Here is a 12,940-nt window from a genome sequence, read left to right on the forward strand (position 1 = left end):
CCCGACGCCGCGGCGCGGCTCGGATGATCACCGAGCGATCACCGGTTCAGCAGGCTCCTCCAGGTGGCCGGGACCCGACCGGCGGGTCCGGGCGCAGGCTGGCTCTCGGGATGAGCGGAGGGCGCCGCAAGGTGCGGGCCGCGAAACATCCGGTTGCTCGAGAAGTCGAAGAACCAGTCCTCGCCGGGCTCGAAGCTCTGAATGACCGAGTGGCCGGTGGTGGTGAAATGCCCGCGAGCGTGCTGAGCGGGTGAGGAGTCGCAGCAGCCGACGTGCCCGCACACCGCGCAACGGCGCAGATGGAACCACCAGCCAGGCGGCTGCGCAGCCTCGCAGTCGGCGCACCCCTCGCCGGACGGAACGGCAAAGACATCGATCCCATCCGGCGCCAAGGGCGAGTACTCGTCGTCAGCACCCGATCCGGTCATTGCGTCCTCCCTATCCTTTCCGGTCGCGATTCGAGACCGCTCGGCCCACGCTTGGTGCGCGGGACTGAGAGGCATCGGCGACAGTCTCGCGGGTCTGTGGCCCCGCCCGCATCGGACATCCGACTGCGCACAGGACTGAGCCGAGCAGCGCCACAGCACCCAGCCGGGCCGCACGTCGGGCGCCGAGTCAGGCCCCCGAGGGCCGGCGGCCCTCGACGAGCGGGTGCAGTCACCTGACCGATTCTTCGACGCCGACCGCCGCGCGAATCTGAGCAATGTTCGTGCCGGCCGCTCGCACGACCGGGACAGGCACGCGGGAAGGACTACGAGGTGGACACGGACGACTCCGGGCGACGACCGGTCATCCTGACCGTCGACGACGATCCGCAGGTGTCGCGGTCGGTAGCCCGCGACCTGCGGCGTCGCTACGGCGAGCAGTACCGGGTGATGCGAGCGGAGTCGGGCGACGAAGCGCTGATGGCACTGCGCGCGCTGGCCGTCCGCGGCGACCCGGTGGCCCTGCTGCTGGCGGACTACCGGATGCCGGCGATGTCGGGGATAGCGTTCCTCGAGCAGGCGCTGAAGCTGTACCCGAAGGCGCGCCGGGTGCTGTTGACCGCGTACGCCGACACCGAGGCGGCCATCGACGCGGTCAACGTCGTCGACCTGGACCACTACCTGCTCAAGCCCTGGCACCCGCCCGAGGAGCTGCTGTACCCGGTGCTCGACGACCTGCTCGACCAGTGGGTCGACGCCCGACCAGCGCAGCTGGCCGAGCTGCAGGTGGTGGGGCACCGCTGGTCGGCGGCGACGGCGAGCGTGCGCAGCTTCCTTGTCCGCGCCCAGGCCTCCTACGCCTGGTTCCCGATCGACGAACCGGCCGGCGAGCGGCTCGCTGCGGCAGCGGGTCTCGACCCCGCCCGGCTGCCGGCCGTCATCACCGCCACTGGAGAGGTGCTCGTCGAACCGACCGAGGCCGACCTCGCCCGTTGCCTGGGCCTGGCGACGGCGCCGGCCAACACGGACTACGACCTCATCATCGCCGGCGCCGGACCGGCCGGTCTGGCCGCCGCAGTCTACGGCGCCTCAGAGGGGCTGAGGACGCTGCTCGTGGAGCGGTCCACCGCCGGCGGTCAGGCCGGGCAGAGCTCCCGCATCGAGAACTACCTCGGCTTTCCGGACGGGGTCACCGGCGCGCAGCTGACCGAGCGGGCCCGGCGGCAGGCGGGGAAGTTCGGCGTCGAGATGGTGACCACCCGAGCGGTCACTGGTCTGGAGAGCCGCGGCGCCGCCCACACCGTCTCCTTCGCCGACGGCACCTCGGTGGCCGCGCACGCGGTCGTGCTCGCCACCGGGGTCTCCTACACCACCCTCGACATCCCCGGCGTGGACGAGCTGACCGGCCTGGGCGTCTTCTACGGAGCCAGCCCCCAGCAGGCCGAGGAATGTGCTGGACACGACGTCTTCATCGTCGGTGGCGCGAACTCCGCCGGCCAGGCGGCGGTCCACTTCGCCCGCCGGGCCCGGTCGGTCACCATGCTGGTGCGCGGGCCCACCTTGGCCGCGTCCATGTCGCAGTACCTGATCGACCGGATCGCCGGCACCGCCAACATCGCGGTGCGGACCAGCACCGAGGTCGTCGCAGCGTCGGGCGCCACGCACCTGGAGCAGCTCACCCTCACCGTCCGGCGCGCTGCTGTCACCGAGAGGGTGCCGGCGCAGTGGCTCTTCCTGTTCATCGGCGCTCAGCCCCGCACCGACTGGCTCGGCCCCGAGGTCTGCCGCGACGGGCACGGGTTCATCGTCACCGGACCCGACCTCATCGACCACCCCAACCTCGAGCGGAGCTGGCCGCTGACCCGAGCGCCCTACCACCTGGAGTCCAGCGTGCCCGGGGTGTTCGCCGCCGGTGACGCCCGCGCGAACTCCGGCAAACGCGTCGCGTCCGCCGTCGGTGAAGGCGCCATGGCCGTCATGCTCATCCACCGCTACCTGGAGCAGTCGTGACCGCCGAACGCTGCCGCCCCGAGGAACTGGCCGGCCTGTTCCTGTTCGAGCATCTCACCGGTGAGCAGCTCGACTGGCTGGCGGCCGAAGGCACCTGTCGCACCGTGGAGCCGGGCCTGCTGTGCCGGCAGGGCGACCCCGCGGAGTGGCTCTACGTGCTCCTCGCCGGCGAGGTCGCGATCACGACCGGCACCGGCGCGACCGAGGTCGAGACCGGACGGACCGACCACCCCGGAACCTACGGCGGCGCCATTCAGGCCTACCTCGAGGACCGACGCGCACAGGTGTACCCGCACTCGGTGCGGGTGAACTCGCGTTCGCGCTTCTTCTGCCTTCCGGCCCGGGCGTTCGCCACCTTCATGCGGCGTTGGTTCCCGATGGCCGTGCATCTGCTCGGTGGGCTCAGCACCGGAACCGAGCTGCGGCACGAGGCGATCGCGCACCGCGAGCACCTGGTCGCGCTCGGCTCGCTGGCCGCCGGACTCACCCACGAGCTCAACAACCCGGCCGCGGCCGCCACCCGGGCCGTCGCGGCGTTGCGCAACCGGCTGTGGCGCACCCGCGAGAAGCTCGCCGTGCTCGCCGACGGCCACTACTCCGGAGACGACCTGCGCACCCTCGTCCAGCTCGAGGACGTCGCGATCGCCTGCGTCGCGAGCGCGCCCCACCTCGGCTCCCTCGAGGCCGCCGACGCCCAGGAGGAGCTGTTCCAGTGGTTCGAGGCCTACGAGATCGCCGACGGCTGGGACCTCGCCCCGACCTTCGTGCAAGCCGGCCTAGGTCTGGACTTCGTGAACCGGGTCGCGCACGGCATCGACACCCGACTCCTCGACGACGCCCTTCGATGGTTGAACTACACGGTCGAGACCGAGCTGCTGATGCGCGAGATCGAGGACTCCACCGCCCGGATCTCCGCGCTCGTCGCCGACGCTCGTCAGTACAGCCGGCTCGGCCGCGGATCCGCCGAGCCGGTCAACGTGCATCAGCTGCTTGATGCGACGTTGACGATGTTCGCAGACCGCCTCGCCGACATCTCCGTCGTGAAGGCCTACGACCCGGCGCTGCCCGCCGTCGCGGGGTATGTGCAAGAGCTGAACCAGGTGTGGACGAATCTGATCGACAACGCGATCTTCGCGATGTCCGGTCGCGGTGTCCTGACCGTGACCACGCTCGCCCAGGACGACCGGGTGCTCATCACCGTCCAGGACTCGGGGGTCGGAATCCCCGAGGGACAGCAGCAACGCATCTTCGACCCGTTCTTCACTACCAAGCCGTTCGGTCAGGGGAGCGGCCTCGGTCTCGACGTCGCTTGCCGGATCGTGGTGCACCGTCATCACGGTGACCTGACGGTGACCTCGCGTCCAGGGAGGACGGCGTTCCTCGTCCGCCTGCCCCTCGAGCAGCCGACCAGCGTCAGCGCCGACGACGAGGATGGAGAAGGCTAGGGGGCCGACGAACCCCGGCGGCGGCCTCGGAGCGGATGCAGGCGCTCACTGCCAGTAGTTCTCCACCACGGACTCGGACCGAGCGGTGGCGTCGTTCGGGTCCTCGCCGTACTCGCGGCGCGCCCGCCGCTGACGCAGCAGGTCCCAACACTGGTCGAGCTCGACCTCGGCGGCCTTCAGCTCCGCCGTCTCCGCCTCGGCGGTCAACCCACCGGTCTCGCGGCTGGCTCGCAGGTGGTGCTCGCGGGCGATGAGTGTGGATATTCGGTCCAAGATGTTGTCGTCGTCCATGGCGCGTGCCTCACCCTTCGCTGGTTGCGGTTGGACTCGATACCCAGGGGGCCGTCGGTGCCGCCGAGCGCCGCAGCTTGGCGTTCTCCTGCTCGAGCTCCTTGAGGCGCCGCTGGAGCGGTGCCATGGCCGACTCGAACTCCTCGGCGGTGTACCGCGGCGTGATGTGTTGCGGGCAGTTCCAGTCGAATGCACTGATCCGGACGCGCACCTCGCGTTCGACCCGCGCCGGGTAGTGCGCAGGCGTGATCGCGCGGGCCGCGGCGGGGTCGTGCAGGACGTCGCGGACCTGGGCTACGCCGAAGATCTTCAGCCGGGCCTGACGGGCGTAGTCCAGGAAGATCATCGCCACCCGCGACTCGCCGTCGAGGTTGCCGGTGGTGACGTACTGCCGGTTGCCGCGAAAGTCCGGCCACGCGAGCGTGTGCTCGTCGGGTGTGGTGACGAAGCCGGCCGGGCCGCCTCGGAACTGGACGTAGGGCCAGCCGCTCTGCGACACCGTGGCGAGATAGAACCCGTCCTGCTCGGCGATGAAGGCGCGCTCGGCCTCACCCAACGGGTCATGCGGCATCCGTGCACGCACCGGCGTCCCGAAGTGCGGTGGGTCGATCGTCGGGCCGTCGTCCGCCCCCGTGACCTGGTGGAGGCGGTCTTGTGCTGCCCGGCTGCCGTACTGGACCTGCGCATCGCGGACGGCCGAGGTGAAGGCGATGGCGTAGTAGTCGCGGCTCATCAGATTCCTCTCGGGTCAGCGGCGGGGTCTGGCTGGGGCTGCTCTCCGGCCGAGTGTGGGCCAACCGGGTGGTCGACGCCATCGGCTAGGTGACTGCATCGCCCGGCCAGCGGCAGACCGCCGGGCTGGCACACATGTGGCGGCGGGCGGCGGCTCCCGCACAGTCATGTGACGGATGCGGCGTCCCGGAGCCGGGAGTGCGATGCCGTTGACCCTGCTCGTGCCGATTCGAGCCGTCCACGTCGGACGGCTCCCGAAGGGAGAATCATGAGCGCCAACCGCCACGAACAGCAGAGCACCGACCAGCTCGCCGGCACCCTGCAACGCACCGAGCTGCAGCGCAGCGACTCCTCCATCCCCGGGCGGGAGATCGTCCAGGTCCTCACCGTCATCCCCGAAGGTGTGCAGTCCGGGTGGCACACCCACCCCGGGGAGGAGGTCGGGTTCATCCTCGCGGGAACGGTCCGGATGGAGATCGCAGACAGGCCCACGATCACGCTGCACGCGGGCGAGGGCTTCCTCATCCCACCACGCACGCCGCACAACGCCGTCGACCTCGGCCCCGGTGCAGGGGAGATGCTCTCGACCTACATCGTCGAGTCCGGTCAGCCGGTCGCAACCCTCGTCGAGTAGCGCAGCCGTTCCCCGAGCCGACGCCTCGCCCTGATGATCCGGCGCGATTCGACGTGGCACCCGTTTCGAACCTTCTTGACAAGCGGTGGAACGGCCTGTCGCTCAGCGTCCTGTTCACCGGACCTGCCGGGTACGCCGAGCTGAAGCGTTCGTTGCCCGGCATCAGCGACTCGATGCTGTCCGACCGGTTCGCAGAGCTCACCGAGGCAGGGCTCTGCGAACGCGCGGTCAGCTCCGAGCCACCGGTCGCCGTGACCGACCGGCTGACCGCGTCCTGTGACGCACGTGGGCCGACCTCCGAGGCCTTGACCGCCTGGGCCGAGCGGAACCTGCCGGACTCGCCCGCGACCTGCCGACCTCGCAGTCGATCAGCCGATGCTCGCGGTTTCGCAGGCCGCGACGCTGCGAGGGAATCGACTCGCTGACGCGAAGTGGCTGCCCGCCTCGGTCCCCGCGGCCAGCAGCCTCGCCTGAGCCTCAAGGAGAACGCATGAACACGAACGTCATCCTCATCCACGGCGCCTTCGCCGACTCCGCGAGCTGGGATGGTGTCATCCCCAAGCTCCGGGGAGCCGGGCACCGCGTCATCGCCTGGGCGAACCCGCTGCGCAGCGTAGCCGGCGACGCGGCAGCGCTCACCTCCCTGGTGCGCAGCCTGGACGGTCCCGTCCTGCTCGTCGGCCACTCCTACGGCGGCGCGGTCATGACGAATGTCCCGCCCGACGCCGGTGACGTCGTCGGGCTCGTCTACGTCGCCGGGTTCGCGCTCGCGGAGAACGAGAGCGCGGGTGAGGCGGCCTCCCTCGCGCCAGGCAGCACCCTGGCCGAGACCCTGCAGCCGGTTCCCTTGACCGACGGCGGCGTCGACATGTACATCCTCCAGGACCGCTACCACGCCCAGTTCGCCGCCGACCTCTCACCGGACCAGGCGGCCCTCATGGCGGTGACGCAGCGTCCGATCACCGAGGCGGCCCTCTCGGAGCCATCGGGCGCGACGCCGTTGTGGCGGTCGGTACCGAGCTGGTTCGTCTTCGGCGAGCTGGACCGCAACATCCCGGCCGGCGCTCACCACGTGATGGCCGAGCGAGCGAACTCCCAACACACCCTCGAGGTTCCCGGGGCCTCGCACGTCGTGGGGATCTCCCACCCCAACGACATCGTCCAGATGGTCACCGAGGCCGCCAAGCCCTCGGTCGATGCCTGAGCGCGGCAAGTCGCGCGCCCACGTCGAGACCTCTCCACATCAGCTCTTCGAAAGGAAAGACCGATGGTCCCCGTCCACCACCGCACCGTCGACATCGACGGCCTCAACGTCTTCTACCGCGAAGCCGGCGACCCGCGCGCACCCACCTTCGTGCTCCTGCACGGCTTCCCGACCAGCTCGCGCATGTTTCGCAACCTGATGCCGCTGCTGGCCGACACCTACCACGTCGTCGCTCCTGACCACATCGGGTTTGGGGAGTCGGCCATGCCGTCGGTCGACGAGTTCCCCTACACCTTCGACGCCCTGGCTGACGTGACCTCGAAGCTGCTGGCCACGCTGCAGATCGAGAGGTTCGCCATGTACGTCCACGACTACGGCGCACCCATCGGCTGGCGCCTGGCGCTCGCCGACCCAGGCCGCGTCACCGCCATCGTCACCCAGAGCGGCAACGGGTACGAGGCCGGCTTCGTCGAGGAGTTCTGGGAGCCGATCTGGGCCTGGGCGAAGAACCCCGGCCCCGACACCGAACCCGGCGTGCGGTTCCTGGTCAGCGCCGAGGCCACGAAGTGGCAATACCTGCACGGTGTCCACGAACCCGACCTGGTCAATCCCGACTGCTGGGTCGTCGACCAGGCCTATCTGGACCGGCCGGGCAACGACAAGGTGCAGCTGCAGCTGTTCCACGACTACATCAACAACATCGACGGCTACCCGGCGCTGCACGAGTACTTCCGCAACACGCAGGTGCCGCTGCTGGCGGTCTGGGGCGCCAACGACCAGATCTTCGGCGCCCCCGGAGCTCCGGCGTTCAAGGACGACCTCCCGAACGCGGAGATCCACCTCCTCAACGCCGGCCACTTCGCGCTGGAGAGCCAGCTGGACACCATCTCCAGCTACATCCGCGGGTTCCTCGGCGCCCACACCTGACCGGGGCGTCCCCGCCATCCGTGCGCGCCACCCCGGCCCTCCGCGGCGCGCACGGAGGCGACTACCCCGGCAGCAGCCAGCCCACACGAGCCGGACACGAGCCGGAGACGAGCCCGAGACGAGGGCAGAGGATGCCCGACGAGGACACCACAGCCGACCGACCTGCTTCCACGCAGGCAGCAGAGCAGGAGCCCGGGCAGCCAGATGGGCGGCCACACGGGCACGCATCCGGAGCCGGTCGCCCACGAGCCCGCGTCCGACTCGACCTGATGGGGGTGCCGCTGGGGTTCGCGGCGGTCGCGCAGTGCTGGTCCGCGTCGCGCCAGGTACTCCCCGGGCTGCCGGTGTGGTCGGTGAACGCCTGGTGGCTCAGCTCAGCCGTGCTCGCCGCCCTCATCGCAGGCGGGTGCGTCGCGGACGTTCGCCGGTGCAGCAGCCTGGGCGCCGAGGCGCGTGACCCGATCTTGGGACCGTTCGTGGCGCTCACGCCGATCTTGTTGATGGTGTACGGACCGGCCCTCGGCGCCCACGCCGAGCAGGCCGGTCGGGCGGTCTTCCTCGTCGGGCTGGTGTCCCTGGCGGCGCTGGGGTCGTGGTTCAGCGGGTGGTGGATCGTCGGCGGGGTACGGCTCGAACGCTGGCATCCGGGCTACCTGCTGCCGACCGCGATCGGCGGGCTGGTCGCCGCGGGCAGCGGTGCGCTGCTCGGCTACCGCACCCTCGCAGTCCTCGCCTACGGCTGGGGCCTTCTCAGCTGGGTCGCGATCGTCGCCATCGTGCTGGCCCGGTTGACCCTCGCAGCTCCGCTGCCGGCCGCGCTGACGCCGAGCCTGGCCATCCTCGCCGCGCCGCCGGCCGCCGCGGCCGACGCCTGGCTGCTCCTGGGCGGTGACCCGCGCGGGCTCGTCGTGGGCGCTCTGGCCGGCTACCTCAGCTTGATGGTGGGCGTGCAGTTGTGCCTGGTTCCGGTGTTCGGCCGGACGCCGTTCGGCGCCGGCTGGTGGGCGCTGGTCGTGTCCTACTCAGCAGGGGCCGCCTTCGCGCTGGACTGGCTCGCCCGCTCCGCAGCGCCGCCGCCCGCGCAGCACGCAGGCGCCGTCGCCGTCCTCGTAGCGGTGAGCGCCGGCATCACCGTGCTTGCTGTCAGGTCGACCGTGGCCGTGCTCCCTCTGGCCGTTGCGGCGGTGTCTGGACAACGCACCGGCCGGTCGGCTGCGCTGTGGGGGAGAGGACGAATGCTCACGACGAGGGCGGGCAGTGGCCGCCCGGAGACGGAGTCTCGATGGTCTCGCTGGTATCGCTGAACGTCGGCCTGCCGAAGCCCGTCGACTGGTCCGGTCGGACCGTACGCACCGGAGTGTGGAAGGAACCGGTGGAGGGACGTCGCCTGGTGCGGCGGCTCAACATCGAGGGCGACGGGCAGGGTGACCTTGCCGGTCACGGCGGCGAGCAACGCGCGGTGCTGGTCTACCAGTCCCACTCCTACCGCCACTGGGAGAAGCACTTCGAAGTCGATCACCTGCCGCCGGGCACGTTCGGTGAGAACTTCACTGTCGACGGACTGCCCGACGACGAGGTCTGCATCGGCGACCGGTACGCGATCGGGGAGGCCCAGTTCGAGGTCACCCAGCCGCGGGTGACGTGCTTCCGCGTCGGGATGCGGCTCGGTCAACCACAGCTGCCGGCGCTTCTGGTCGCTCACCGCCGCCCGGGCTTCTACCTGCGGGTTCTGCAAGAGGGGCACGTCGCCGCCGGCGACGAGATCACGCTGCTGGAACGGGGACGGCACCAGCTGAGCGTGGCCACCGTCGACGCCCTGCTGTACCTGCCGAACCCGGATCTGGAGCTGGTGAAGCTCGCAGCCGATATCCCGGCACTCAGCCCCGGCTGGCTCGGGTCGTTCCGCGACATGCTCGAGGCCGGGCCCGGTGCCCGCTCACCGGGCGGCGTGCCGGCCGGCACCCGGTCCGCCTGGCCCGGCTTCCGCAAGCTCGTCGTCCGAGACGTCGTGCACGAGTCCCCGCTCGTCTCCTCGTTCTACCTCGCCGCAGTCGACGGGGCGCCCCTCCCGCCGGCGAAACCTGGCCAGTACCTGACGCTCCGGGTCACCGGCGCCGGCGATCCAGCGCCGGTACGCAGCTACTCACTCTCGGCAGTCATGGCAGCGGGCAACGATTCCGGCCCCTCGACAGGTGGGGGGCCCACCTATCGGATCAGCGTCAAGCGGGAGTCTGCCGGCCAGGTCAGCAGCTACCTGCACGACCAGCTCCTCCGTGGGGACGAGATCGAGGTCGCGGCACCGCGAGGCGAGTTCGTGCTCGACGACAGCCCCGACCCGGTCGTGCTGATCTCAGCCGGCATCGGCGCGACGCCCGTCCTGGCCATGCTGCATGAGCTGGCTGAGACCGGCACCAGTCGCGACGTCTGGTGGATTCACGCCACCCAGACCCGTGACACCCTCGCGTTCGCCGGCGAGGTCGAGAAGCTGCTCGCGCTGCTGCCCACAGCCAGGTCCAGGTTCTTTCTCAGTGACGACCAGCCGCCGCTGCCGCCAGGACTCGAGGCGGGCCGCCTGTCCACCGACGTGGTCGCGGCCCTGGGGCTGCCGAGGAACGCATCGGTCTACCTGTGCGGACCCACACCGTTCATGGACCAGATGACCGACGCGCTGGTTGCCGCCGGTCTGGGACCGGGCAAGATCCGCACCGAACGGTTCGGGTCGGTTTCGTCGATCAACCCCGGCGTCGTCGCGGCGCCCGCACGCCCGGCCCATCAGCCGCCCGGCGCCCCCGGCACCGGCCCGGCGGTCACCTTCGCGCGGACCGGGCTGACGACGCGCTGGTCCGCGGGGTTTGCGAGCGTGCTGGAGCTTGCGGAGGCGTGCGATGTGCCCACCCGATGGTCGTGCCGCAGCGGCGTGTGCCACACCTGCGTCACATCTCTGATGTCCGGAGCCGTCGACTACACCACAGAACCGCTGGAGCCGCCCGGGCCCGACGAGGCTCTGATCTGCATCAGCCGACCACGCGACGACATGGTCCTCGACCTGTGAGCCGACACCGGAGCCTCGCGGCTTGCCGACGACTCGGCCCCCTTCGCTCAGCCGACAATGCACCCCTCAGGAGGTCGCCACGAGAAGCAACAGGGCACCACTACGCCACTGGAGGTTCCCGCTCTGCACCGGCCGCCGCCCACTCCCAGGTCCTCTCCGCCGAGGGGGCCGGACGGTCGCCCGGACCCATCCCGAACATCGCCCGGTACACGCCTCGACGAGGAACGTGTACCGCCTACACCCCGACCAGGACACCGCCGCCGACGCCCCGGCCGCATCCTGCGCACCGACGCCGGCCCGGGACCCCCATGACCCGCTCATGCAGGACCTCGTCGCGAGCTCACCACGCAGCGAGGAGCTCCGGGAGTCCGCGGGGCACAGGAGCGCGCGTCCCGGGCAAAAGAAGAACCGCAGGTCGTCTGACCTGCGGTTTCTCTGGTGGGCGATACTGGGTTTGAACCAGTGACCTCTTCCGTGTCAAGGAAGCGCGCTACCACTGCGCCAATCGCCCGTTGAGCAACAACGATCCCACAGGTGGGACCGATGTCGTTCGAGGTGGAGACGGGATTTGAACCCGTGTAGACGGATTTGCAGTCCGTTGCCTCGCCTCTCGGCCACTCCACCGTGGAGGCCAAACCGTGAGAGAGACCTCTCCGAGCGGACGACGAGGCTCGAACTCGCGACCTCAACCTTGGCAAGGTTGCGCTCTACCAACTGAGCTACGTCCGCTTGTCTCTCCGCTTCCCGGTTCCCCGGGCCGCGGCGACGTGAGAACAGTAGCCGATGCCTGTGGGGGTGCAAAATCGACCCCCCGTGGGCGTGTTCGGGCCCAGTTCGGGGGTGCTTCCGGCTCCTAGAGTGAGCCCCATGCGTGCGTGGATCAACGGTGAGCTGCTGTCCGACCCGAGCGCCCCGGCGGTGGGGGTGACCGACCACGGGTTCACCGTGGGCGACGGGGTGTTCGAGGCGATCAAGGTCGTGGACGGGCTGCCGTTCGCGCTGACCCGCCACCTCGAGCGGCTCGCGCGTTCCGCGGCCGGCCTCGGCCTGCCCGAGCCCGACGACGACGCCGTACGCCGTGGGGTCGCGGCCGTCCTCGACGGCCAGGAGCTCCCGCTGGGGCGGATCCGGATCACCTACACGGGCGGACCGGCGCCGCTGGGGTCCGGTCGGGGCGACGAGCCGCCGACCCTGGTGGTGGTCGCGGACGCGATGGCGACCTGGCCGGCCACGACCCGGGTGGCCACCGTGCCCTGGCCCCGCAACGAGCGCGGCGCACTCGCCGGCCTGAAGACCACGTCGTACGCCGAGAACGTGGTCGCCCTCGCCGAGGCGCAGCGACGCGGCGCCACTGAGGCCGTCTTCGCCAACCTGGCCGGCCACCTGTGCGAGGGCACCGGCTCCAACGTCTTCTACGTGGTGGACGGCCAGCTGCGCACGCCCACGCTGGCCAGCGGGTGCCTGGCCGGCGTGACCCGTGCGCTGGTGCTGGACTGGTACGGCGGCGTCGAGGTGGACGAGCCGATCGAGGTGGTGCGACGGGCGAGCGAGGTCTTCCTGGTCTCGACCACGCGCGACGTGCAGGGCGTGTCCGCCTGGGACGACCTGGAGCTGCCCGCTCCCGGACCGGTCACCGCGGAAGCGGCGGCCGTGTGGTCGAAGCGCGAGTCGGAGCTACTCGGTCTCTGAGGTCGACGGTTAGGCCGGCGGCTGCGCCAACAGGCCCGCCACCAGGGCGTCCAGGTCGAGGTGCTGGCTCTCGGTGCCGGCCGGCACGGCCGCGAGGGTGCGGGTGAGGAAGCGGTAGACCTCGTGGGTGTGGGCCTGGGCGATCAGCTGGCCGCCGGGGGAGCGGAACTCCAGGACCACCACCGCCCGACCCTCCTCGTCGATGCTCGGCCACATCTCCAGGTCACCCTGGCCGGCCGGGTCGGTGAGTGCGCGGAGCAGGGTGTCGCGGCACATCGCCCAGCGGACGTCGCCCTGGGACGAGGGGAACGTGATCCACACGGCGTACGGGTCGGAGGGGTCGTACCCGAAGCTCGCCTTCAGCTCGATGCCCCGCCCGCGGGCGTCGACACACTGCAAGGTCAGCTCCTGGGAGAGCGTCCGAGACATTGGCTGCTGGGTCACGTCGGCTCTCGCCCCGTCCTTGATCACGCGACCGGCCCCCGTGACCGGTCTTGACCCCAAGACGGTGCACCCGCGGGGGCGTGACGC

At 70.7% G+C, this 12,940-nt stretch carries 13 protein-coding genes and 3 tRNA genes; 9 read left to right on the forward strand and 7 right to left on the reverse strand.

Translation table 11 applies throughout. From position 1 onward, the window contains the following. Positions 1-38: 38 nt before the first annotated feature. Positions 39-428, reverse strand: coding sequence for a UBP-type zinc finger domain-containing protein (locus ACZ43H_RS06220; protein WP_464588623.1), 390 nt, complete (start codon positions 426-428; stop codon positions 39-41). Positions 429-758: 330 nt separating this feature from the next. Here ACZ43H_RS06220 and ACZ43H_RS06225 point away from each other — a divergent pair, with 330 nt between their 5' ends. Both ACZ43H_RS06225 and ACZ43H_RS06230 read left to right on the forward strand, forming a co-directional pair. Next, positions 759-2,435 carry an NAD(P)/FAD-dependent oxidoreductase gene (locus tag ACZ43H_RS06225; protein ID WP_464588624.1) on the forward strand — a complete coding sequence of 559 codons (1,677 nt, stop codon included), beginning with the start codon at positions 759-761 and terminating at the stop codon, positions 2,433-2,435. Beyond that, positions 2,432-3,880: an ATP-binding protein gene (locus ACZ43H_RS06230; RefSeq protein ID WP_464588626.1), complete on the forward strand. Its 1,449-nt coding sequence runs from the start codon at positions 2,432-2,434 to the stop codon at positions 3,878-3,880. Before ACZ43H_RS06225 ends, ACZ43H_RS06230 begins: the two co-directional genes overlap by 4 nt. A 45-nt stretch (positions 3,881-3,925) precedes the next feature. Here ACZ43H_RS06230 and ACZ43H_RS06235 read toward each other — a convergent pair whose 3' ends face one another. Both ACZ43H_RS06235 and ACZ43H_RS06240 read right to left on the reverse strand, forming a co-directional pair. After that, positions 3,926-4,171 carry a DUF2630 family protein gene (locus ACZ43H_RS06235; RefSeq protein WP_464588627.1) on the reverse strand — a complete coding sequence of 82 codons (246 nt, stop codon included), beginning with the start codon at positions 4,169-4,171 and terminating at the stop codon, positions 3,926-3,928. A 10-nt stretch (positions 4,172-4,181) separates the two neighbouring features. Continuing rightward, positions 4,182-4,904, reverse strand: coding sequence for a pyridoxamine 5'-phosphate oxidase family protein (locus ACZ43H_RS06240; protein WP_464588629.1), 723 nt, complete (start codon positions 4,902-4,904; stop codon positions 4,182-4,184). Between the two features lie 267 nt (positions 4,905-5,171). Between ACZ43H_RS06240 and ACZ43H_RS06245 the strand changes: the two genes are divergently transcribed. From ACZ43H_RS06245 to ACZ43H_RS06270, 6 genes are all read left to right on the forward strand, one after another. Beyond that, a complete protein-coding gene (locus ACZ43H_RS06245; RefSeq protein ID WP_464588630.1) occupies positions 5,172-5,537 on the forward strand; it encodes a cupin domain-containing protein in 366 nt (121 codons plus the stop codon). Positions 5,538-5,590: 53 nt separating this feature from the next. Next, positions 5,591-5,962, forward strand: coding sequence for a winged helix-turn-helix transcriptional regulator (locus tag ACZ43H_RS06250; protein ID WP_464588632.1), 372 nt, complete (start codon positions 5,591-5,593; stop codon positions 5,960-5,962). Between the two features lie 65 nt (positions 5,963-6,027). Further along, a complete protein-coding gene (locus ACZ43H_RS06255) occupies positions 6,028-6,741 on the forward strand; it encodes an alpha/beta fold hydrolase (protein ID WP_464588633.1) in 714 nt (237 codons plus the stop codon). A 63-nt stretch (positions 6,742-6,804) separates the two neighbouring features. Next, positions 6,805-7,668, forward strand: a complete 864-nt coding sequence (locus tag ACZ43H_RS06260; RefSeq protein WP_464588634.1) for an alpha/beta fold hydrolase — start codon at positions 6,805-6,807, stop codon at positions 7,666-7,668. Positions 7,669-7,937: 269 nt separating this feature from the next. Further along, the gene (locus ACZ43H_RS06265) at positions 7,938-8,972 is read left to right on the forward strand and encodes an SLAC1 family transporter (protein ID WP_464588635.1); all 1,035 of its coding nucleotides are present in this window, start codon (positions 7,938-7,940) and stop codon (positions 8,970-8,972) included. Then, positions 8,951-10,720: an MOSC domain-containing protein gene (locus ACZ43H_RS06270; protein ID WP_464588637.1), complete on the forward strand. Its 1,770-nt coding sequence runs from the start codon at positions 8,951-8,953 to the stop codon at positions 10,718-10,720. The genes ACZ43H_RS06265 and ACZ43H_RS06270 overlap by 22 nt, the downstream gene beginning before the upstream one ends. Positions 10,721-11,156: 436 nt before the next feature. On the opposite strand, the gene ACZ43H_RS06275 is transcribed toward ACZ43H_RS06270, so the two are convergent. The 3 genes from ACZ43H_RS06275 to ACZ43H_RS06285 all read right to left on the reverse strand — a co-directional run bounded on the left by ACZ43H_RS06275 (position 11,157) and on the right by ACZ43H_RS06285 (position 11,449). Next, positions 11,157-11,231: transfer RNA gene (locus ACZ43H_RS06275), tRNA-Val, on the reverse strand. Positions 11,232-11,273: 42 nt separating this feature from the next. Then, positions 11,274-11,344 (reverse strand) — tRNA-Cys (locus ACZ43H_RS06280). A 32-nt stretch (positions 11,345-11,376) separates the two neighbouring features. Beyond that, positions 11,377-11,449: transfer RNA gene (locus ACZ43H_RS06285), tRNA-Gly, on the reverse strand. 138 nt (positions 11,450-11,587) lie between these two features. Here ACZ43H_RS06285 and ACZ43H_RS06290 point away from each other — a divergent pair. After that, positions 11,588-12,409 carry an aminotransferase class IV gene (locus ACZ43H_RS06290; RefSeq protein WP_464588639.1) on the forward strand — a complete coding sequence of 274 codons (822 nt, stop codon included), beginning with the start codon at positions 11,588-11,590 and terminating at the stop codon, positions 12,407-12,409. 9 nt (positions 12,410-12,418) lie between these two features. Here ACZ43H_RS06290 and ACZ43H_RS06295 read toward each other — a convergent pair whose 3' ends face one another. Continuing rightward, complete coding sequence (locus ACZ43H_RS06295; protein ID WP_464588641.1) at positions 12,419-12,853, reverse strand: SsgA family sporulation/cell division regulator; 435 nt, start codon at positions 12,851-12,853, stop codon at positions 12,419-12,421. Positions 12,854-12,940: the final 87 nt, after the last annotated feature.

This window comes from Nocardioides sp. DN36 (genome assembly GCF_055380375.1).

Excerpts from the sequence above, each read along its gene's own strand:
- ACZ43H_RS06220 (WP_464588623.1), bottom strand. The coding sequence starts at position 428 with ATGACCGGATCGGGTGCTGACGACGAGTACTCGCCCTTGGCGCCGGAT.
- ACZ43H_RS06235 (WP_464588627.1), bottom strand. The coding sequence starts at position 4,171 with ATGGACGACGACAACATCTTGGACCGAATATCCACACTCATCGCCCGC.
- ACZ43H_RS06240 (WP_464588629.1), bottom strand. The coding sequence starts at position 4,904 with ATGAGCCGCGACTACTACGCCATCGCCTTCACCTCGGCCGTCCGCGAT.
- ACZ43H_RS06245 (WP_464588630.1), top strand. The coding sequence starts at position 5,172 with ATGAGCGCCAACCGCCACGAACAGCAGAGCACCGACCAGCTCGCCGGC.
- ACZ43H_RS06255 (WP_464588633.1), top strand. The coding sequence starts at position 6,028 with ATGAACACGAACGTCATCCTCATCCACGGCGCCTTCGCCGACTCCGCG.
- ACZ43H_RS06260 (WP_464588634.1), top strand. The coding sequence starts at position 6,805 with ATGGTCCCCGTCCACCACCGCACCGTCGACATCGACGGCCTCAACGTC.
- ACZ43H_RS06265 (WP_464588635.1), top strand. The coding sequence starts at position 7,938 with ATGGGGGTGCCGCTGGGGTTCGCGGCGGTCGCGCAGTGCTGGTCCGCG.
- ACZ43H_RS06270 (WP_464588637.1), top strand. The coding sequence starts at position 8,951 with ATGGTCTCGCTGGTATCGCTGAACGTCGGCCTGCCGAAGCCCGTCGAC.
- ACZ43H_RS06290 (WP_464588639.1), top strand. The coding sequence starts at position 11,588 with ATGCGTGCGTGGATCAACGGTGAGCTGCTGTCCGACCCGAGCGCCCCG.